The organism is Pectobacterium versatile, from assembly GCF_020166435.1.
GTDB lineage: Bacteria > Pseudomonadota > Gammaproteobacteria > Enterobacterales > Enterobacteriaceae > Pectobacterium > Pectobacterium versatile.
In genome coordinates, this window is sequence record NZ_JAINZP010000019.1 from 61,727 (window position 1) to 83,679 (window position 21,953).

At 52.4% G+C, this 21,953-nt stretch carries 16 protein-coding genes; 11 read left to right on the plus strand and 5 right to left on the minus strand.

Features of this window, described 5'->3' with window-relative positions; all coding sequences use genetic code 11:
• Positions 1-3: 3 nt before the first annotated feature.
• Both K7X24_RS17470 and sbcD read right to left on the minus strand, forming a co-directional pair.
• On the minus strand, positions 4-3,687 hold the full coding sequence (locus K7X24_RS17470) for an AAA family ATPase (RefSeq protein ID WP_224556205.1): 3,684 nt from the start codon (positions 3,685-3,687) through the stop codon (positions 4-6).
• Positions 3,684-4,910, minus strand: coding sequence for an exonuclease subunit SbcD (gene sbcD / locus K7X24_RS17475; protein ID WP_224556206.1), 1,227 nt, complete (start codon positions 4,908-4,910; stop codon positions 3,684-3,686). Before sbcD ends, K7X24_RS17470 begins: the two co-directional genes overlap by 4 nt.
• 294 nt (positions 4,911-5,204) lie before the next feature.
• Between sbcD and phoB the strand changes: the two genes are divergently transcribed.
• The 6 genes from phoB (at position 5,205) to proY (ending at position 12,982) form a co-directional block, all read left to right on the plus strand.
• Positions 5,205-5,894 (plus strand): phosphate response regulator transcription factor PhoB, encoded by a 690-nt coding sequence (gene phoB / locus K7X24_RS17480; RefSeq protein ID WP_005975981.1) that lies wholly within the window; start codon positions 5,205-5,207, stop codon positions 5,892-5,894.
• Between the two features lie 27 nt (positions 5,895-5,921).
• Positions 5,922-7,244, plus strand: coding sequence for a phosphate regulon sensor histidine kinase PhoR (phoR, locus tag K7X24_RS17485; RefSeq protein ID WP_039540292.1), 1,323 nt, complete (start codon positions 5,922-5,924; stop codon positions 7,242-7,244).
• Positions 7,245-7,259: 15 nt separating this feature from the next.
• Positions 7,260-8,198 (plus strand): PstS family phosphate ABC transporter substrate-binding protein, encoded by a 939-nt coding sequence (locus K7X24_RS17490; RefSeq protein ID WP_224556208.1) that lies wholly within the window; start codon positions 7,260-7,262, stop codon positions 8,196-8,198.
• A 242-nt stretch (positions 8,199-8,440) separates the two neighbouring features.
• Positions 8,441-9,547: a cobalamin-independent methionine synthase II family protein gene (locus K7X24_RS17495; protein ID WP_224556210.1), complete on the plus strand. Its 1,107-nt coding sequence runs from the start codon at positions 8,441-8,443 to the stop codon at positions 9,545-9,547.
• Between the two features lie 603 nt (positions 9,548-10,150).
• Positions 10,151-11,470, plus strand: a complete 1,320-nt coding sequence (gene brnQ, locus K7X24_RS17500) for a branched-chain amino acid transport system II carrier protein (protein WP_044206534.1) — start codon at positions 10,151-10,153, stop codon at positions 11,468-11,470.
• A 141-nt stretch (positions 11,471-11,611) separates the two neighbouring features.
• A complete protein-coding gene (gene proY / locus K7X24_RS17505) occupies positions 11,612-12,982 on the plus strand; it encodes a proline-specific permease ProY (protein ID WP_103861116.1) in 1,371 nt (456 codons plus the stop codon).
• Between the two features lie 65 nt (positions 12,983-13,047).
• On the opposite strand, the gene K7X24_RS17510 is transcribed toward proY, so the two are convergent.
• The 3 genes from K7X24_RS17510 to K7X24_RS17520 all read right to left on the minus strand — a co-directional run bounded on the left by K7X24_RS17510 (position 13,048) and on the right by K7X24_RS17520 (position 16,091).
• Positions 13,048-14,322, minus strand: coding sequence for a mechanosensitive ion channel family protein (locus tag K7X24_RS17510; RefSeq protein WP_224556212.1), 1,275 nt, complete (start codon positions 14,320-14,322; stop codon positions 13,048-13,050).
• A 221-nt stretch (positions 14,323-14,543) separates the two neighbouring features.
• A complete protein-coding gene (locus K7X24_RS17515; RefSeq protein WP_010299049.1) occupies positions 14,544-15,146 on the minus strand; it encodes a peroxiredoxin C in 603 nt (200 codons plus the stop codon).
• A gap of 363 nt (positions 15,147-15,509) precedes the next feature.
• Positions 15,510-16,091, minus strand: a complete 582-nt coding sequence (locus K7X24_RS17520; protein ID WP_010299053.1) for an ACP phosphodiesterase — start codon at positions 16,089-16,091, stop codon at positions 15,510-15,512.
• Positions 16,092-16,270: 179 nt separating this feature from the next.
• Here K7X24_RS17520 and queA point away from each other — a divergent pair, with 179 nt between their 5' ends.
• From queA to secF, 5 genes are all read left to right on the plus strand, one after another.
• On the plus strand, positions 16,271-17,338 hold the full coding sequence (gene queA, locus K7X24_RS17525) for a tRNA preQ1(34) S-adenosylmethionine ribosyltransferase-isomerase QueA (RefSeq protein ID WP_224556218.1): 1,068 nt from the start codon (positions 16,271-16,273) through the stop codon (positions 17,336-17,338).
• A gap of 96 nt (positions 17,339-17,434) precedes the next feature.
• Positions 17,435-18,580: a tRNA guanosine(34) transglycosylase Tgt gene (gene tgt, locus K7X24_RS17530; RefSeq protein ID WP_010299058.1), complete on the plus strand. Its 1,146-nt coding sequence runs from the start codon at positions 17,435-17,437 to the stop codon at positions 18,578-18,580.
• Positions 18,581-18,706: 126 nt separating this feature from the next.
• Positions 18,707-19,039, plus strand: coding sequence for a preprotein translocase subunit YajC (gene yajC, locus K7X24_RS17535; protein WP_010282033.1), 333 nt, complete (start codon positions 18,707-18,709; stop codon positions 19,037-19,039).
• A 27-nt stretch (positions 19,040-19,066) separates the two neighbouring features.
• On the plus strand, positions 19,067-20,920 hold the full coding sequence (secD, locus tag K7X24_RS17540) for a protein translocase subunit SecD (RefSeq protein WP_224556219.1): 1,854 nt from the start codon (positions 19,067-19,069) through the stop codon (positions 20,918-20,920).
• Between the two features lie 72 nt (positions 20,921-20,992).
• Positions 20,993-21,904, plus strand: a complete 912-nt coding sequence (gene secF, locus K7X24_RS17545; protein WP_044206584.1) for a protein translocase subunit SecF — start codon at positions 20,993-20,995, stop codon at positions 21,902-21,904.
• Positions 21,905-21,953: the final 49 nt, after the last annotated feature.

The window sequence follows — 21,953 nt, forward strand, 5'->3', positions numbered from 1 at the left end:
TGGCTAAACGGCGTACTGCGGCGCCAGCCGACTGACGCCTAATCCGTTAACCTTCTGCACTTTGATCTGTACTGGGATACGCTCTTTCATCGCTTCGACATGGCTAATGACGCCGATGGTTTTACCGGAGGCGTTCAGGTTATCGAGGGCATCCAGCGCGATATCCAGCGTCTCGGCATCCAGCGTGCCGAAGCCTTCATCCAGAAACAGCGAGTCGATGCTGGCTTTATGGCTGACGAGATCGGATAGCGCCAGCGCCAGCGATAAACTCACTAAGAAGCTCTCGCCGCCGGACAGCGTACGCGTATCACGCTCGGCGTCCGCTTGCCAGGTATCCATCACCAGCAGCTCCAGCTCGTCGCCGGGTTTCCGTTTCAGCATATAGCGCCCATGCAGGCGGGAAAGCTGCAGATTGGCGAGATAAACCAGATGATCCAGCGTTAGCCCCTGAGCAAACTTACGGAATTTATGTCCGCTTTGTGAGCCGATGAGCGTATTAAGGCAGCTCCAGTCGTCATACATTTGCTGACTTTGGGCGATCTCATTGAGCAAATCCTGCTGGTTCCGGCGATGTTGTTTATCGTCAGCTAACTGGTGCTGGAACTCACCCTGCTGCCGCAGGTTAGCTTTCAGCGTTTCATCCAGCGTTGCCAACTGCTGCTGTACCGCTTCTTGTGTAGCATCTTCTGTCAGGGAGGCGGGGCGCTTTTGTTGATGGGCAAGCAGATCCCGCTCAGCCTGCTGGTGAAGTGCCGCCGCCTGCTGCAAACGCTGATACAGTTCTTCCTTCCATGCCTGCAACGTCTGGCGTTCTTGCTCATCAAGCAGCGCATTGAGGAACGTCGTTTCATCAGCGAACGTGCTTTGCTGTAAAGCCTGACTAAAGCGCTCTGTCGCACTTTCACGCTGGCGGGTGCTCTGTTCATGCTGCTGTTGCGTGCTCGCTAGCTCCCCCGTCAGGCGGCTCAGCGTCGTTTCGGTTTGCTGCCGAGCTGACAGGGCCAGCCGGAGCGCATCGTCATACTGTTGGCTGGTTCGCTGTAGCTGTTCGCGCACAGCCGCGATTTGCCTGTCGCCGAAAAGTGTCTGTCGTTCCTGTTGGCTTGTGTTGAGCAACGCGAGGTGTTGTTCCAACTGCTGTTGTTGCGCCTGTAGTTGCTGCTTTGCCTCAGCCACGCTGCAATTCAGATGCTGAAGATCGCTGTCCAGCGTGGCTAACAGCGGAACTAAGCGAGATTGCTCCTGCTCTCTGGCTTTCCAGTCTTGCCATTCGCTTTCACGCTGAGCTAGCCAGCCATCCTGTGCGTCGGCCTCCGGTAGCAGAAGCCCCACATTTGTCAGCGCCTGCGTGATTTCCTGAGTGTGCTGCGTGATCTGCTGGTGCACGTTTTGCAGCGACTGCTCGATTTCTTGCTGCGTAACGCTTAGCGAAGTTTGTTGCTGGGTGTTGAGCGCGACTTTCTGGTCGAGTTCCCGCTGTAATGCCTCTGTGGCAGTCAGTAAATCCTTACTTTCCTGCCACTGTTTTTGCAATTGCTCGCGTGCGGTAATCTGTTGTCGAATATCCTGTTCTTCGGCTTCATTTTGGGTAAACCAGGCTGCGATCTCATCCGGTTGTTCCAGCGTGTAGTTAACTTGTAAGCGCTCACTGACATCTTGCCACTGTTGCAGCAAGGCGTGATGTTCGCTATCGAGCTGAGCGATCTCCTGTTGCAATTGTTCCCGCTGTTGCTCTCGTGCGGTCAATTGTGCCGTCGTATTCGCCAGCGCTGTCGTTAACTGGTTCACTTCCTGCTGTAGCGCTGTCAGGCGGCTTTGGGTTTCAGACGGTTGCAGCGCCTGATAGCGTTCGATAGCGGGATGCTCGGTTGAACCGCACAGTGGGCAAGGATCGCCAGCCTGTAGCCGCTGCCGTTCGGCTTCCAGCTTAACGATATGTTCTTCCTGACGGAGCAGCGTTTCCAGATCGACCAGATGCTGGCTGCGCTGTTCATGCTCAGACTGCTGCTGTTTCAGTAATATTTGCGACTGGCTGATATGCTCTTGTACCTCATCCTGTTTGGTGAGGTGCTGCTGCTTGCGGACATGCAGACGCTGGAACTGGTCGCTGATTGTCGCGAGCCGTTGGCGTTCAGCGCGCTGGTCAATGCGTTGATTAAACTGCTGTTGCAGGGCGGAAAGCGGCTGGTGCGCTTCCTGCTGTTGCCGTGTCTCATCGTGTTGCATGAACTGCTGACGGGCTGCATCAACGACCGCTTGTTGTTCACGCTGTTGTGCCGCCAGCGTCACCGTCTCTTGCTGTAGCGATGCTGACTGTGCGGTGTGCTGCGTCTGTTTTTGCTCCAGCTTCTCTTGCTCGTCCTGAAGCTGGCGCAGTTGCCGAAACTGGGTGCGCCACTGAGGAAGTTGTTCTCCCCACTGCTGATGATGCGCGTGTTGCTGGCGGTAAGACTGGATCTGTTCAAGCTGCTGTTTAGCCTGCTGCTGTTCCGCCGCTGTCTGCGTTTGTTTACTTTCATCCGCGTGCAGACGAGCCTGCGTTTTTGCCAGTTCGTCCTGTTGCTGCGTTCTTTGCTGCACCAGCGTGGTAATGCGATGGTCAAGTGGCACAACCTGTTCGTTGATCACCTGCTCTTGTTGCTGCCGTACCCGTTTGTGCTCACTAACATCCTGCTCTGCTTTTTCTTCCTGCTGGCGTAGCGCGGTTAGCGTCACCTGCTCGGCGGCCTGTTTCTCGGTCAGTTGTTCAATACGCTGTGCCAGCGTAAGAGATTCCTGTCGATAGCGCTCTCGTTCCTGATGTAGCGGCCTCAGTTTTTCTGCCGGTTCGCTGTGAGTTAACCTGTCAAGCTGCGGTTTAGCCTGCTGAATGGCGGATTCGGCGCTCGCATGCTGCGCCTGCGTGCTGGTTAACTGCGTGTGCTGCTGCGTCAGTTGCTCAAACCAGCGCAGCGTAGTCAGCGCTTGCTCACGTTCAACGTTGCCTCGTTGTTCCTGCTGGATCAGCGCGGCAAGCTGTTCTTCCACCTGCTGACGTTGCTCATCGGTCAGCAGTTGAATGCCTGATGCGCGCGCCTGTAGCGCGTTCAGTGCAACGCTTGCTTGATTGTGTTTGTCATAGACGCGTTCGGAAATCAGGCCGTAAACTTCCGTGCCGGTCAGCTCTTCCAGCAGTTCCGCTCTCTCGCTAGCTTGTGCGTTGAGGAACGCGGCAAACTGCCCCTGCGACAGCATCATCGAGCGCGTGAAACGGCCAAAATCCAATCCGGTGATTTTTTCCACCATATCTTTTTTATCGCTGATTTTTTCACACAGAATTTTGCCGTCTTCTATGAGCGCGAGTTCAGCTTTGGGAGCCTGCAAGTTACCGTCAGGGGTATTTTTTGCCCGACGCTGGCTCCAGAAAGCGCGATATCCGACGCCTTTAACCTCGAACTCGACCTCGGCAAGGCACTCTGCGGTATTACGCGTCATCAGGTCATTCTGCTTGTTGGAGATAACAGCCAGACGAGGTGTTCTATGATATAGGGCCAGACAGATGGCATCTAGCAGCGTGGTTTTCCCCGCGCCGGTCGGGCCGGTAATGGCAAATAAGCCGTTGCTGGAAAACGGCTCCTGCGTGAAGTCGATTTTCCATTCGCCTTTCAACGCGTTGAGGTTCTTTAAGCGCAGACTGAGGATTTTCATTGGGCAGGCTCGCTATTTTCCAGTTCATCAATAACCTGATTAAACAGCGTGCGAACACGCTGTTGGCGACCGTCTTCCATGTCTGTCTCCGTTGCCATACGACGTTCAAAAACGTCATGTACGCTCAGTTCGTTTAGCGTTTCCTTGTCCTGTCGGGTAATCGCCTGCATGCGCTGTTCACGCGTGCGGCGCAGCAGCAACACCTCCACGGGCAGGTTTTCGGTCATCGCCTGAATGCGTTTTTGCATGTCGCTCAGATAATCCTGCGTGTTGATCTCGATATCCAACCACACGGGTTTATCGCCCTGATAGTTCTGGAAGGTGGCCAGCTGTTGTTCAATATCACTCAGGCTGCCTTTAATCAGCTGCATCGGCTGAGTGACGGGAATTGGCAGTGTTTCTACTTGTGCTGGCGTGTCAGGTGCAAAGCTCACCAGACAGACGGATTTCTCGCTGTTTAGTTCATCAAAACTCAACGGAATGGGTGAGCCGCTGTAGCGAATGTGCTCGCTTTGGGTCACGCGCTGCGGGCGGTGAATATGGCCTAGCGCGATATAATCCGCAGGAGGAAAAGCCTGAGCCGGGAAGGCATCGAGCGTACCAATATAAATATCGCGCACGGATTCTGAGGCGGTCACGCCAATTGTCGTCAGGTGTCCGGTTGCAATAATCGGCAGCGGTAGGCCTAGTTCGTCGCGCTTTTGGCAAGCCAGTTTGTAACACTGCTGGTAGTGCGCGGTAATCGCTTCCTGTAGCGCCAGCTGTTTCTCATCCCCGGATTGTCCGGCTTTGCTGGTTAAGACATCACGCGGACGTAAAAAAGGAATCGCGCAGAGCAGGGCACCGGGCTGCCGCTGACGGTTTTCCAGCAGGATTACCTGTTGGGCCGGATCGTCGCTGGTGCAGGCAATCACTTGTGTGTTCAGGCAGGCTAGCAGCTCGCGGGATTCGTTTAGCATCGCGACAGAATCGTGGTTGCCGCCGAGAATAACGAGCTGGCAGCCCGTGCGCTGTAGTTCTACCACGAAGCTATAATACATTTCCCGTGCGTAGCTGGGGGGCGAGCCGTTATCAAAAATATCGCCTGCGACTATAATGGCATCGACCTGATGTTGTTCCACCTGAGCGATAAGCCAGTGCAGAAAAGCCTGATGCTCAGCAGCGCGGCTTTTGGTATAAAAATATTGCCCTAAATGCCAATCGGCGGTGTGGATAATGCGCATCGTGTTCTCTTGATATTCATGCCGCGTGGCGGTGGATGACGTTGTCATTATTTATTATGTGAAAGGGTGTGTCGTCGCCAGGGCGCTTTGTCATCGTAATACCATGATTATATATAGCAGGGATGGCGGCTGTCGCGGTGGAATCAGGAGTTTGGAAAGCGGCTCGAAAAATCGGATGTACGCGCTGTAACAATCGTGCAGAGCGGTCCGTGCGTTTTTCATAAATCTGTCATAAAACTGACGCATAATGCCTCCGCCTGCTAACAGCGACGATGATTAACGACAGGATTAACAATGGCAAAACGCATATTAGTCGTGGAAGATGAAGCACCAATTCGTGAAATGGTCTGCTTTGTACTGGAACAAAATGGTTATCAACCCGTTGAAGCTGAAGACTATGACAGCGCGGTGACGCAACTGTCGGAGCCATTCCCAGAACTGGTGTTATTGGACTGGATGCTGCCAGGCGGGTCAGGCCTGCAATTCATTAAGCATATGAAGCGCGAGGCGCTGACGCGTGATATCCCCGTGATGATGTTGACCGCGCGTGGCGAAGAAGAAGACCGCGTGCGCGGGCTTGAAGTGGGGGCGGATGATTACATTACCAAACCGTTTTCACCCAAAGAATTGGTGGCGCGTATCAAAGCCGTGATGCGACGAATTTCACCGATGGCGGTGGAAGAAGTGATTGAAATGCGTGGCCTGAGTCTTGATCCTTCCTCACATCGCGTGACGACCGAAGAGCACGCGTTGGACATGGGGCCGACGGAATTTAAACTGCTGCATTTCTTTATGACGCATCCTGAACGTGTTTATAGCCGGGAACAGTTGCTGAATCACGTTTGGGGCACTAACGTTTATGTTGAGGATCGTACTGTCGACGTCCATATTCGTCGCCTGCGTAAAGCGCTGGAAACCAGCGGACATGACAAAATGGTGCAAACCGTTCGGGGAACGGGCTACCGTTTTTCAACGCGTTACTGAGGTGATCGTAACCGGAGACACATTAACGTGCTAGAACGTTTATCCTGGAAAAGGCTGGCATTGGAGCTGGCTTTTTTTTGTTTGCCCGCTTTACTGCTGGGGCTGATTTTTGGTTATCTGCCCTGGTTTTTGCTGGTCGCGGTATTAGGCTTACTGTGCTGGAATTTTTATAACCAGCTAAAACTCTCTTATTGGCTGTGGGTTGACCGCAGCATGACGCCACCGCCCGGTCGCTGGAGCTGGGAACCGCTGTTCTACGGGCTCTATCAGATGCAGTTGCGTAACCGACGCCGACGCCGTGAGCTGGCGCTCCTGATCAAACGGTTTCGTAGCGGTGCCGAATCCTTGCCCGATGCCGTGGTGATCACTACCGAAGAAGGAACGATCTTCTGGTGTAATCATCTGGCGCAGCACCTGCTGAGTTTCCGCTGGCCGGAGGATAACGGTCAGAATATCCTCAACTTATTACGCTATCCCGAATTCACGAATTACATGAAAGGACAGGATTTTAGCCGTCCTCTCACGCTACAGTTGAATAATTCTCACCATGTTGAATTCCGCGTGATGCCCTATTCCGAAGGGCAGCTACTGATGGTGGTGCGTGATATTACGCAAATGCACCAGCTTGAAGGCGCCAGACGTAACTTTTTTGCCAACGTGAGCCATGAACTGCGTACGCCGCTGACGGTGTTGCAGGGCTATCTGGAAATGATGCAGGAAGAAACGCTGGATGCGGCCCTGCGAGGGAAGGCGCTGAATACCATGCAGGAGCAGACCCGGCGCATGGACGGGCTGGTCAAACAACTGCTGACCTTGTCCCGTATTGAGGCGGCGACGGCAATTGATCTGAATGAAAAAGTCGATATTCCATTGATGCTGCGCGTATTGCAGCGTGAAGCTCAGACCCTGAGTCAGGGGCGACATGAGATCGTTTTTCGTGTGAACGAAAGCCTCCGCGTGTTTGGTAATGAAGAACAGCTGCGCAGTGCGGTATCCAATCTGGTGTATAACGCGGTCAACCATACGCCAGAGGGAACGCGTATCGAAGTCTGCTGGCAGAAGATCCCACAGGGCGCACAATTTCAGGTCAGCGATAACGGACCGGGGATTGCGGCCGAGCATTTGCCGCGCCTGACGGAACGCTTTTATCGGGTGGATAAGGCGCGTTCACGACAAACAGGCGGTAGCGGACTGGGGCTGGCGATTGTTAAGCATGCGCTCAGCCATCATGATTCCCGTCTGGAGATCATGAGTGAGGATGGGCTGGGCTCACGTTTCGTCTTTACGTTGCCGAATCGGTTGATTGTCCCTGCCTCTCTGGCTGAAAATACGGTGAAACCTTCAGCCTGACGGAAAACGCTATCCATGACATCCGCCACTCGTATTGCGGGCGCTTTTTTACTGCTGCTCAGCGCGTTGTGCTCCGCGCAACCTCGCCAGATGTTGGCAGGTAACCTCTCCAGCGCGGGCTCGGATACGCTGGCTAACCTGATGGCCTTTTGGGCTGCGGATTTCAGCCAGCATTACCCGAACGTGAATTTACAGATTCAGGCCGCTGGTTCGTCCTCTGCACCGACGTCTCTGGCATCGGGAGCCGCGCAGCTTGGGCCGATGAGCAGGGCGATGAAGGCCAGCGAAATTGAGGCATTTGTCCAGCATTATGGTTACCCGCCGCTGGCGGTGCCGGTGGCAATGGATGCGCTGGTCGTGCTGGTCAATCAGGATAACCCACTGCCTGGGCTGAACTTGTCGCAGTTGGATGCCATCTTTTCGATTACGCAGCGCTGCGGTAACCACCAGCCGATAAAACAGTGGGGCGATCTTGGCCTGCATGGCAGTTGGGAAAAGCGCACGCTACTGCGCTATGGGCGAAACTCTGCGTCGGGAACCTATGGGTTCTTTAAGCAAAAGGCGCTATGCCGTGGCGATTTCCTTCCTCAGGTTAATGAATTGCCGGGTTCGGCGTCCGTTGTGCAGGCCGTTGCGGCGTCAACCGATGCCATCGGCTATGCCAGCGTGGGTTTTCGTACCAGTGGCGTGAGAATGCTGCCGTTAGCCGCACAAGGCACCGACTACATTTACCCCTCGATTGAGAATATCCGCAGCGGTTTGTATCCCTACACCCGTTATCTCTATATCTATGTGAACAAAGCACCCAGCCAACCGCTGGAAGCGCTGACGGCGGCATTTTTAGCGCGTGTGCTGTCTGAAACGGGGCAAGCGCTGGTGAATCAGGATGGCTACTTGCCACTGCCGGAAGAAACGCGTCGTCAGGCGCGCCAGCTGATTGGCCTGCCGGAATAATTCCTCTTTCCATCAAGAGTTGGCGACATTTTCACGTCACGTGAACTTTCTTCATGTGACGTGAAAATTCTTCCATTGCCCTGTGATTCGCCACGTGACAGGATAGTTTTAAATTTAGACGTCCAGATGGCTAAATAAAATTAAATGTAATTATCCCTTTGGGCAAATATTTCATATTGAAACTATCTGTCAGTACGCTTCTTTCTTGAAGAACAGTACTGGCAACATGTCAGGAGCGACATATGGCGAACACCTTATCCCCTTTCCGTGCCGATACCGTCGGCAGTTTCTTGCGTCCGGCAGCGATTAAGGAAGCACGTCTTCAGCATCAGGCAGGCGAGATTGACGATGCTGCGCTGCGTAACATTGAAGATCGTGAGATTCTGCGCGTGGTAGAAAAGCAGCGTGAAGCGGGCTTGCAGGTTGTGACGGATGGTGAGCTGCGTCGTGCCTGGTGGCACTTCGACTTCTTTGCCGATTTGCACGGCGTGGAGCGCTACGAAGCCGATCACGGTATTCAATTCAACGGTATTCAGACCAAATCCCATGCGATTCGCGTTGTGGATAAAGTGAGTTTTAATCCTCAGCACCCAATGCTCGATCATTTCCGCTATCTGAAAAGCATTTCTGGCGATGCCGTCGCGAAAATGACGATTCCAAGCCCTAGCGTGATGCATTTCCGTGGTGGACGAAAAGCGATTGATGCGACGGTTTACCCCGATCTGGCTGACTACTTCGATGATTTGGCACAAACCTGGCGCGATGCGATCCACGCATTTTATGATGCAGGTTGCCGCTTCCTGCAACTGGATGACACCGTGTGGGCCTACCTGTGCTCTGACGATCAAAAACGCCAGATCCGTGAACGTGGTGAGGATCCTGCACAGCTGGCACGAACCTATGCTGATGTGCTGAACAAAGCGCTGGCTGATAAGCCTGCGGATCTGGTGATCGGTTTACACGTTTGTCGCGGTAATTTCCGTTCGACCTGGATTTCTGAAGGCGGGTACGAGCCTGTGGCAGAAATTCTGTTCGGTGAAGTGAATGTTGATGCGTTCTTCCTGGAATATGATACCGAGAGAGCCGGTGGGTTTGAGCCGCTGCGTTTTGTGAAGCCAGGCCATCAGCAGGTGGTGCTGGGTCTGATCACCACGAAGAACGGTGAGCTGGAAGAGGCTGAAGTTGTGCAGGCGCGTATCGCGGAAGCGGCAAAATATGTCAATCTCAACCAAATTTGCCTGAGCCCGCAGTGTGGCTTTGCTTCAACGGAAGAGGGCAACAGCCTGACGGAAGAGCAGCAGTGGAATAAGCTGAAACTTGTCGTGGATATCGCCAATCGCGTGTGGTGATACCGATGAGATAGCGCTATCTCTGCAACAGATATACAGAGGCTGGATCATACGATCCGGCCTTTTTTGTGGCCGTTATCCAGCTTTCCGTTCGCGACGATTTTGTGAAATATGTTTTTTTTATGATCGAACGGCGCATTTTATGCCAGTTTTTGTCAGTTTTATTGCAATGAAATATAGATAAATGCGCAAATCATGTGTTATGCAAATCAGGATAAACCAATTTATATTCTTATTTTTTGGCATAGTTAGGCTTGATACTCTGGTTTTTGGATCTCCACTTGTCTTTTTACGCTATAAACGTTTTACTTAGCACCCAATATGGCTGTGCAAAAAATAACTCCTCTATACTCGTCATATTTCAAGTTGCATGTGCGTTGGCCGCGTTCAGCCACCCGAATCACTTACCTGAGTAAGCTCATCGGGATTGCTTCGCTTGCCGCCTTCCTGAAACTCGAATTATTTAGAGTATATGACCGCCATCTTTCGCGTCGTCAGAGCGTTGGCTCATTCTTCGGGTTACCCGTTTGCGAATGGTTTCTGGCGGCGATAAACGGCACCGTTTTCTTTTTATCGATTTGATACAGGCAACACGACATAACTATGAGTCATCGTTTAACTTCCAAAGATATCGTGGCATTAGGTTTTATGACCTTTGCTTTGTTCGTGGGGGCAGGAAATATTATTTTCCCGCCAATGGTGGGATTGCAGGCGGGAGAGCACGTTTGGACCGCAGCGCTTGGCTTTCTGCTGACGGCGGTGGGTCTACCGGTGTTGACCGTGATCGCGCTTGCCCGGGTTGGCGGTGGCGTTGACGCGCTGAGCTCGCCGATTGGTAAAAAGGCCGGTGTGGTTCTGGCTACCGTGTGCTATCTGGCTGTTGGGCCACTGTTCGCAACGCCGCGCACGGCAACCGTGTCGTTTGAAGTCGGTCTGGCGCCTTTAGTCGGCAACGGAGCCTCTCCGCTGCTGATTTATAGCCTGATTTATTTTGCCATTGTGATCGCGATTTCCCTGTATCCGGGCAAACTGCTGGACACGGTCGGCCACGTGCTGGCACCGTTAAAGATTATTGCTCTGGCTGTACTGGGTATTGCTGCTGTGCTGTGGCCTGCCGGTTCACCTATCCCGGCGACAGAAACGTATGAGCAACTGCCGTTCTCTAATGGTTTCGTCAACGGCTATCTGACGATGGATACGCTGGGCGCAATGGTCTTTGGTATCGTGATCGTTAATGCAGCGCGCTCGCGTGGGGTGACCAGCTCCGTGCTGCTGACGCGTTATACCGTATGGGCTGGGTTAATTGCGGGCATCGGTCTTACACTGGTCTATCTGAGCCTGTTCCAGCTCGGTTCTGTCAGTGGTGAACTGGTGCCGCAGGCGCAAAACGGTGCTGAAATTCTCCATGCCTATGTGCAACACACGTTCGGCAACATGGGAAGCAGCTTCCTGGCGTTGTTAATCTTCATCGCGTGTCTGGTAACGGCGGTGGGGCTAACCTGTGCCTGTGCTGAGTTCTTTGCGCAATACCTGCCGTTGTCTTACCGCACGCTGGTGTTTGTGCTAGGAACGTTCTCAATGGTGGTGTCTAATCTGGGCCTAAGCCATCTGATTCAACTTTCCATTCCAGTACTGACGGCGATTTATCCACCGTGTATCATTCTGGTTTTATTGAGCTTTACGCTGCGTTGGTGGAATAGCGCTTCACGTATTGTGGCTCCCGTTATGTTAGTCAGTCTGTTATTTGGCATGATTGATGGTATAAAATCATCGGCCTTCAAAACGCTGTTGCCAGAGTGGAGCCTCAACTTGCCGCTGAGCGAGCAAGGGTTGGCCTGGCTGCCACCGTCACTGCTGATTTTATTGGTTGCGGTGATTTACGACAGACTTTGTGGTCGTCAGGAAGTTACGGTACATCAATAATATCGTTAATACCTGATTGCACTGGGGCGGTAGGGATAGCGTACTGCTCCAGCACAACGTTGGGTTTCTGCACCACAGGTTTTTGCCTGTGGTTTTTCTTTTTGTAATGTTTTTCTTTATATAAGACAGGGTTGCTTATCAATGGAACAACCATCCTCTAAGCTCAAGCGTGGGTTAAGCACGCGGCATATCCGCTTTATCGCCCTTGGCTCGGCGATCGGAACCGGTCTGTTTTATGGTTCCGCGAGTGCGATCCAAATGGCTGGCCCCAGTGTATTACTGGCTTATCTGATCGGTGGGGTTGTCGCATATATCATCATGCGCGCACTGGGCGAAATGTCGGTGCATAACCCGCAGTCCAGCTCGTTTTCCCGCTATGCACAGGATTATCTCGGGCCATTGGCGGGGTATATCACCGGCTGGACTTACTGCTTTGAGATGCTGATTGTCGCCATTGCCGATGTGACTGCATTTGGCATCTACATGGGCGTCTGGTTCCCTGCCGTACCGCACTGGGTGTGGGTTCTGAGCGTGGTACTCATCATTGGTGCCATTAACCTGATGAATGTGAAAGCCTTTGGTGAATTGGAGTTTTGGCTCTCTTTCTTCAAAGTGGCCACGATTATCATCATGATCGCGGCCGGGATCGGCATCATCATCTGGGGTATTGGCAACGGGGGGGAGCCGACTGGTATCCACAACCTCTGGAGCAATGGCGGGTTCTTTAGTAACGGCGTGATGGGGATGATTCTGTCGCTGCAACTGGTGATGTTTGCGTATGGCGGCGTGGAGATTATCGGGATTACGGCTGGTGAGGCGAAAGACCCGCAGAAGTCTATCCCTCGTGCGATTAACTCTGTGCCGTGGCGTATTCTGGTGTTCTATGTCGGCACGCTGTTCGTCATTATGTCGATTTATCCGTGGAATCAGGTCGGTACCAACGGGAGCCCGTTCGTGCTGACGTTCCAGCATATGGGGATTACCGCGGCGGCAGGCATCCTGAACTTTGTCGTGATTACCGCGTCGCTGTCGGCGATTAACAGCGATGTCTTCGGCGTCGGCCGTATGCTGCACGGGATGGCGGAGCAGGGGCATGCACCGAAGGTGTTTAGCCGCCTTTCCAAACGTGGTATCCCGTGGGTCACGGTGGTTGTAATGATGATGGCGCTGCTGGTGGCGGTGTACCTGAACTACATTATGCCCGGTAAAGTTTTTCTGGTGATTGCTTCACTGGCAACCTTTGCAACGGTGTGGGTGTGGATCATGATTCTGTTTTCTCAGATCGCATTCCGCCGCCGTCTGAGCCCAGATGAAGTGAAGGCGCTGGCATTCCCACTGCGCGGTGGCATCGTGACCTCCGTGTTCGGCATCGTCTTCCTGTTCTTCATCATTGGTTTGATTGGCTACTTCCCGGACACTCGCGTGTCGCTGTATGTCGGCATCATTTGGATATTGCTGCTTTTAGTGGGCTATGTCTGGAAGAAGAAGCGTCAGAACGCGGTAGCTGCATAGAATTAAGTTAGTCGATTGCTATCAGAGGAAGCGCTCTCATTGGAGCGCTTTTTTTTGAGCCAATATTACGCTTTCGGAGCCGTCATTTGCTGGGCCATGACCCGCATATCGTGGCCGGTTGGTATTTGATGAACGCGGAGATCGAATTCCGGTAAGATCGCAAAGATATGGTCGAAAATGTCAGATTGAATGCTTTCGTAATCGACCCAGGCGGTCGTGTTGGTAAACGCATAAATTTCCAGCGGTACCCCTTCTGACGTTGGTGCAAGCTGCCGCACCATCAGCGTCATCCCTTTATGAATACCTGGATGGGTGCGCAGATATACCTGAAGGTAGGCGCGGAACGTGCCTAAATTCGTCAGACGACGGCCGTTCAGCGGTGATGTCAGGTCGGAATCGGACTGTGCATTGTGCTGCTCCAGCTCGCTCTTCTTGTTCTGAATATAAGGCGACAGCAGCTTGCTGCGTAGCAATCGCGCCTGCTCGTCTTCCGTCATAAAATGCACGCTGGTGGTATCGATATTGATACTGCGCTTGATGCGTCGTCCCCCTGATTCCGACATCGAACGCCAGTTCTTAAAAGAATCCGATACTAACGCGTAGGTGGGAATGGTGGTGACGGTATTGTCCCAATTTCTCACTTTTACCGTTGTCAGTCCGATATCGATAACGGCCCCGTCAGCGCCGTATTTCGGCATTTCGAGCCAGTCTCCCAGCGTTAACATGTCGTTGGCGGAAAGCTGGATGCCCGCGACCAATCCCATAATCGGATCTTTGAACACCAACATCAGGACGGCGGCCATTGCGCCTAACCCACTAATCAGAATCAGCGGCGATTTCCCGATGAGCAGTGACACCACCATAATACTGATAACAATGGTGGCGATCAGTTTCAGACTCTGGAAGATACCGCGCAGCGGCAATTGGGCGGCGACTTTGGTTCGGGCGGAAACGTTGAGCAGAACATCGAGGAGCGAGAACAGGGACAGCAGCGCAAAAACCATGATCCACACTTGAGAACAGATGATGAGCGCTTCACGGGTTTCACTCTGCGAGGGAAGCCACACAAAGACCTGAATATTCAGGATCACCCCTTGGAGCAAGAAGGCCAGCCGGTTAAACAAGTTGTGTTGCGTCAGCGCCTGTTTCCACCCGTGCCCCTCGGTTTTTCCGGGCTTATTGAGTGAGCGCAGTACCATTCTTTTCAGCACAACCTGATGAAAAATCAGGTGGATGACGGCAGAAATGAGCAATATCAGCCCAAGAACAATCAGTAACGCAATGATGCTAGCGTGTTCTATTCCAGCTTCTCTCAGCCACAGCGCGAGATTTTGTTGCATGCGTTCTCCTTATTCCAATGAATCTGTCGTGCATTAACACGATGTGGCTTTAAGGCTAAGGATTTAGCGCCCCTAGTCAACCTTTTGTATTATTTAAGATATCGCCGGGAAGAGGCGGTGAGAGGTGAAGAAGAACAGAGGGATAAATTGCGAGCAAAGAAAAAGCCAGCTGCATAGCAACTGGCTTGGTCATCATATTGCCATGTCGGCAGGATGAGGAATTACAGCTTGTCTGCGTTCTCAGACAGGTATTTCGCTACGCCGTCTGGTGACGCGCCCATACCGGATTTACCTTTTTCCCACTGCGCCGGGCACACTTCGCCGTGCTCTTCGTGGAATTGCAGGGCGTCAACGGTACGCAGCATTTCATCGATGTTACGACCCAGCGGCAGATCGTTCACCACCTGGTGACGAACTACGCCGTTTTTGTCGATCAGGAAAGAACCACGCAGTGCAACACCGGCTTCTGGGTGCTCAATGCCGTAGGCCTTCTGGATTTCGCGCTTAATGTCAGCAACCATCGCGTATTGCACTTCGCCGATGCCGCCTTTGTCCACAGGGGTTTTACGCCATGCGTTGTGAACAAACTCGGAGTCGAAGGACACGCCAACCACTTCTACGCCGCGTTTCTTGAACTCGGCATAGCGGTGATCGAAAGCAATCAGCTCTGACGGACAAACGAAGGTGAAGTCCATCGGCCAGAAGAAGATCACGGCAGCTTTACCGTTGATGTGCTTCTTCAGGTTGAAATTTTCGACGATTTCGCCACTGCCTAAAACGGCAGCTGCGGTGAAGTCTGGGGCTTGACGAGTTACCAGGACCATAATTACTCCTGTAGATAGCGGTTAATGATCGGATGATATAAAAAACAGCGATCAGTATAGGGATTCTGCCTGAGTGAATACAGGCAAAGAGACCAATCAATGAGATAGCTTCTGTCTATTGAACTCATCGCTATTTCCTTTCAAGAGGCTAGATTAACCCTTTTGATGGAAAGGACAATACCCGTCATACTTCAAGCTGCTTGTGCGTTGGCTACTCTTACTCACCCCAGTCACTTACTTGAGTAAGCTCCTGGGGATTAATGAGCCTCATAAATGAAGCTCACCCTTCGTGCGCTTGCCGCCTTCACGCAACTCGAATTATTTAGGGTATACGTCGCGTAGAAAAACGGAAAAATCGCGATCTTACAGCTGCTGCGCTTTCGCTAATTGCATCATCCGTGGATAAAACTGCCAGAAGAGTGTTTCAAATTGGTGATAGTGCTGCTCGATATCCTGAAAAGAGCCGGACAGCGCAGCCAGTTTCGGACGGCGTACCGACATTCTGTGCAGCACATCGGCGATAAACGGCAGCTCTGCATAACGCGTCATCCAGCGTTCCGGCCACAGATAGCGATTCAGGTTCTGAAAGCGTTCAGGAGTGTGCGCCAGATGCGGCTCGATTTGTGATTGGGCATCGTCGATAAAGGCTTGCAAGGGCGTATCCGGTACCAGCTGTAGCCAGTGACGCGCAAGATAGTGATCCCACAGTACATCTAGCGTAATCGGCGACACACGGCGGAATTCATCGCTGAAATACTGGCGTGCCTGTTTGACTTCCGGCAGGCTGTCGGTCAGTGAATCAACGCGACGATGCAGACGAATACCCGCGACGATCTCGTCAGCGTAGCTGTCCTGCGGGTTGCCGCGCACGAAATCCGCCATCAGATTACCTAATAGGGAGCTGTCGGCCAGCGTGGCCAGATGGAGGTGAGCAAGAAAATTCATTGGAATAGTATATCCGCTTCTTCTTTTATTATGCACGTCCTCTTACATGGCAAAGTGGGAAGCCGCCGACTTTGACTGTGATGCATTACGCCTGCCGTGTGCTTATTTCTTGCAGCCATGCGCTTGCGGCTCTAGACTAGGCCGCCCATTTTTAATGTATTACAGCTAAGTGAATTGCCATGCGTGTTACCGATTTTTCGTTTGAACTTCCTGAATCATTGATTGCCCATTATCCACAAGCGGAACGCAGTGGGTGCCGCCTGCTATCGCTGGACGGGCCGACGGGAAATCTGACGCACGGCGTGTTTACCGATTTGCTGGATAAACTGAATCCTGGCGATCTGCTGGTGTTCAACAATACGCGCGTGATTCCCGCTCGTTTGTTTGGCCGTAAAGCCAGCGGTGGCAAGCTGGAAGTGCTGGTAGAGCGCGTGCTGGATGACCATCGGGTATTGGCGCACGTTCGGGCGTCAAAAGCGCCAAAACCGGGTGCGGAACTGCTGCTGGGCGATGACGAAAGCGTCAAGGCTACGATGGCCGCTCGCCACGATGCGCTATTTGAGCTGCATTTCGATGATTCTCGCGATGTCCTGTCGATTCTGAATGATATCGGCCACATGCCGTTGCCGCCTTATATTGACAGGCCTGATGAAGACGCCGACCGCGAGCTTTATCAGACGGTGTATAGCCAGCGTCCGGGTGCCGTAGCGGCACCGACGGCGGGCTTGCATTTTGATGAGCCGATGTTGGCCGCACTGCGCGAGAAGGGCATCGACATGGCGTTCGTTACGCTGCACGTTGGTGCGGGGACTTTCCAGCCTGTACGCGTCGATACGATTGAAGATCACATCATGCACGCCGAATATGCCGAAGTGCCGCAGGACGTCGTTGATGCTGTGCTTGCGTGTAAAGCGCGGGGAAACCGCGTGATCGCTGTTGGCACCACCTCGGTACGTTCACTGGAAAGTGCCGCGCAGGCTAGCCAGAATGCGGCGATCGAACCGTTCTTCGGCGATACCAAAATTTTCATCTATCCGGGTTATCACTACCGCATTATTGATGCGTTGGTGACCAATTTCCATTTACCCGAATCGACGTTAATCATGCTGGTGTCGGCCTTTGCCGGTTACCAGAACACGATGTCTGCTTACCGTCAGGCGGTGGCAGAGCAATATCGTTTTTTCAGCTACGGTGATGCGATGTTTATTACGCACAACCCGATGGCCGAACAGGAAAACGTGGGATAAACCCGCTGTCCACATAATAGGAACGCCACAGACCACGCTCTGTCAGGCGTTAATACATCATTACCATCAGACTGTTTTTCTGATGCTGGAGGCTAAGTGAAGTACGAATTACAAACAACGGACGGCCGTGCGCGACGCGGTAGATTGATTTTTGAACGTGGCGTAGTGGAAACCCCGGCTTTTATGCCCGTGGGGACGTACGGCACGGTGAAAGGCATGACGCCGGAAGAAGTGAAAGAAACTGGCGCACAGATTTTGCTCGGCAATACGTTCCATCTGTGGCTGCGTCCCGGCCAGGAAATCATGAAGCTGCACGGCGATCTGCACGATTTCATGAACTGGCACGGCCCGATTCTGACGGACTCCGGCGGTTTTCAGGTGTTCAGCCTCGGCGATATTCGCAAGATTACCGAACAGGGCGTGCATTTCCGTAACCCGATCAACGGGGATTCGATTTTCCTGAGCCCGGAAAAATCGATGGAGATCCAGCACGATCTCGGTTCCGACATCGTCATGATCTTTGATGAGTGCACGCCGTACCCTGCCGATTGGGATTACGCCAAGCGCTCGATGGAGATGTCACTGCGCTGGGCAAAACGCAGCCGTCAGCGCTTTGATGAGCTGGAGAATAAAAATGCGTTATTCGGTATTATTCAGGGAAGTGTTTACGAAGATTTACGTGATGTATCCGTAAAAGGGCTGGTAGACATTGGCTTTGATGGGTACGCTGTGGGCGGTTTGGCTGTCGGTGAGCCGAAAGAAGATATGCACCGTATTCTGGAGCACGTTTGCCCGCAGATTCCAGAAGATAAACCGCGCTACTTGATGGGCGTTGGCAAACCAGAAGATTTAGTCGAAGGTGTCCGCCGCGGTGTCGATATGTTTGACTGTGTGATGCCAACGCGCAACGCACGTAACGGGCATCTCTTCGTGACTGATGGCGTAGTGAAAATCCGTAATGCGAAGCATAAAGATGATGTCAGCTCGCTGGATGAACACTGTGATTGCTACACGTGTCGCAATTATAGCCGCGCCTACTTGCATCATCTTGACCGTTGCAACGAAATACTCGGAGCACGACTCAATACCATTCATAACTTGCGTTATTATCAGCGTTTAATGGCAGGTTTACGTCAGGCCATTGAAGAGGGTAAATTAGAGCACTTTGTGGTGGATTTTTACCAACGCATAGGCAAACCGATTCCGCCGCTTGCTGAAAAAGACGTTGCCGCAAGCAGCTGATAATCCGTTTGCTATGCATTGTATTTTGTTATGAATTGTATTTTGTTGTGAAGCGTTTTTACGATTATAAGGTTGATAACTTATCTTTTTGATAGCTTATCTTTTGACAAAAAAGAGGATATTTACATGAGTCTTTTCATCTCCGATGCTGTAGCTGCAACCGGCGCTCCGGCTCAGGGAAGCCCGTACTCTCTGGTTATTATGCTGGCCGTTTTTGGTCTGATTTTCTACTTTATGATCCTGCGTCCTCAGCAAAAACGCGCCAAGGAACACAAAAAGTTAATGGATTCTATCGGCAAGGGCGATGAAGTCTTAACGACCGGTGGTCTGGTTGGTCGCGTAACCAAAGTGTCCGAAACTGGCTATATTGCGATTGCGTTGAACGAGACCAATGAAGTGGTTATCAAACGTGATTTCGTGGCTGCCGTGCTGCCGAAGGGCACGATTAAGGCCCTGTAATTTCCGATTTTCCCGAAGGGAACTGCCGTGTTAAATCGTTATCCTTTGTGGAAGTACCTGATGCTGGTCGTGGTGTTGTTCGTCGGCCTGCTCTACGCACTTCCTAACCTATATGGTGAGGATCCGGCGGTACAAGTTACTGGCGCGCGGGGAACCGCCGCCAGCGAAACGACGCTGATCCAAGTCCAGAATGTTTTAAAAGAACAGAACATTACCAGTAAGTCGATTGCATTGGAAAATGGTGCAATTCTGGCTCGCTTCTCTAACCCTGATATTCAGCTCCGTGCGCGTGAAGCGCTCGTTAATGAGCTGGGTGAAAAGTTCGTCGTCGCACTTAACCTGGCACCTGCTACGCCAACCTGGCTGCGGTTGTTGGGCGCTGAACCGATGAAATTGGGGCTTGACCTGCGCGGCGGCGTTCACTTCCTGATGGAAGTGGATATGGATACGGCGCTGGGTAAACTGCAAGAACAAACCATGGACTCTTTGCGCAGCGATCTGCGTGAGAAGAACATTCCTTATGCCTCCGTGCGCAAGATTGATAATTACGGCGTCGAAATTCGTTTCCGTGATGCTCAAACGCGTGATGACGGCCTCAATTATCTGACGACTCGTCACCGCAACCTGGTTCTCAGCGGCAGCGGCAGCGGAAGCAACCTGCTACGCGCAGTGATGTCTGACGAACGTCTGCGTGAAGCACGTGAATACGCTGTACAGCAGAACATCAATATCCTGCGTAACCGTGTGAACCAACTGGGTGTTGCTGAACCGCTGGTACAACGTCAGGGTGCTGACCGTATCGTCGTTGAGTTACCGGGTATTCAGGATACGGCGCGCGCGAAAGAAATTCTTGGTGCAACCGCTACGCTGGAATTCCGTCTGGTCAACAGTAATGCTGATGCGACCGCAGCGGCGAACGGCCGCGTGCCGGGCGACTCTGAAGTGAAGAACATGCGTGACGGCTCACCGGTGGTGTTGTTCAAACGCGTGATTCTGACGGGCGACCATATTACCGATTCGACATCGAGTACGGATGAATATAACCAGCCTCAGGTGAATATTTCTCTGGACAGCGCGGGTGGCAACACCATGTCCAACTTCACCAAAGACAGTATCGGCAAGCTGATGGCGACGCTCTTTGTGGAATACAAAGACAGCGGCAAGAAAGATGCGACTGGCCGCTCGATATTGGAAAAACACGAAGAAGTGATCAACGTAGCGACGATCCAGTCTCGACTGGGTAACAGCTTCCGTATTACTGGTATTGATAACCCGAACGAAGCGCGTCAGCTTTCTCTGCTGTTGCGTGCGGGTGCGCTGATTGCACCGATCCAGATTGTTGAAGAACGTACGATTGGGCCAACGCTGGGGATGCAAAACATCACTCAGGGGCTGGAAGCCTGTTTGTGGGGCTTGATCGCATCGATCCTGTTTATGGTCTTCTTCTACAAGAAGTTTGGTGTTATCGCGACCAGTGCATTGGTTGCTAATCTGGTGTTGATTGTCGGCGTGATGTCGCTGCTGCCAGGGGCAACGCTGACCATGCCGGGTATCGCGGGTATCGTGCTTACGCTGGCGGTTGCAGTCGATGCTAACGTACTCATTAACGAACGTATCAAGGAAGAACTCAGTAATGGTCGCTCTGTGCAACAGGCCATTCATGAGGGCTACAAAGGTGCGTTCAGTTCGATTGTTGATGCGAACGTCACGACGTTGATTAAAGTCATCATCCTGTATGCGGTTGGTACCGGTTCTATCAAAGGGTTTGCTATCACGACTGCGATTGGGATTGCGACCTCAATGTTTACGGCGATCGTCGGTACTCGTGCCATCGTTAACCTGCTTTACGGCGGTAAACGTATCAACAAGCTGTCTATCTAGGAGTGCGTTGTGGCACAGGAACAGGAATACAACATTGAACAACTCAATCATGGGCGTAAAGTCTATGATTTCATGCGCTGGGACACATTGGCATTTGCCATTTCCGGTCTGCTGATCATCGCTTCTATCGTGGTTATGGGTGTGCGTGGTTTCAACTGGGGGCTCGATTTTACCGGTGGTACGGTTATTGAGATTAGCCTTGAGAAACCGATCGATCTCGATGTCCTGCGTAGTTCATTGGAGACCTCTGGGTTTTCAGAGCCGCAGGTGCAGAATTTCGGTAGCAGCCGTGACGTGATGGTACGTATGCCACCGGTTTCTGGCAGCGAGAACGAAGCGCTCGGTAACAAAGTGCTGAAGGTGGTGAATGATACCTTCCAGCAGCATGCAACGGTGAAACGTATTGAGTTTGTCGGGCCGAGCGTGGGGAGCGATTTGGCACAGGCGGGCGCATTGGCGCTGATGTCTGCGCTGATTGCTATCCTTATTTACATCGGTTTTCGTTTTGAATGGCGTCTGGCGATGGGAGCCGTACTGGCTTTGGCGCACGATACGATCATCACGATGGGGCTGCTGTCTCTGTTCTCTATTGAGGTTGACCTCACGATCATTGCGTCACTGATGTCGGTAATTGGTTATTCACTTAACGATAAGATCGTAGTATCTGACCGTATTCGTGAGAACTTCCGCAAGGTTCGTCGTGGCACACCTTACGAGATTACCAACATTTCTCTGACACAGACGTTGCATCGTACCATCATCACATCTGCGACCACGCTGGCGATGATTGTGATCCTCATGGTCTTCGGTGGAGCATTGTTGCATGGCTTCTCGTTGACGATGTTTATCGGTGTGATCATCGGTACGATCTCTTCTATCTATGTTTCTTCCGCTCTGGCGCTGAAACTGGGTATGAAGCGTGAACACCTGATCGTTCAGAAAGTGGAAAAAGAAGGGGCGGACCAACCGTCTATCCTGCCTTAATCTGCTGACTGTAAAAATAAAAAACCCCGCATTGCGCTGAGGGATCCCT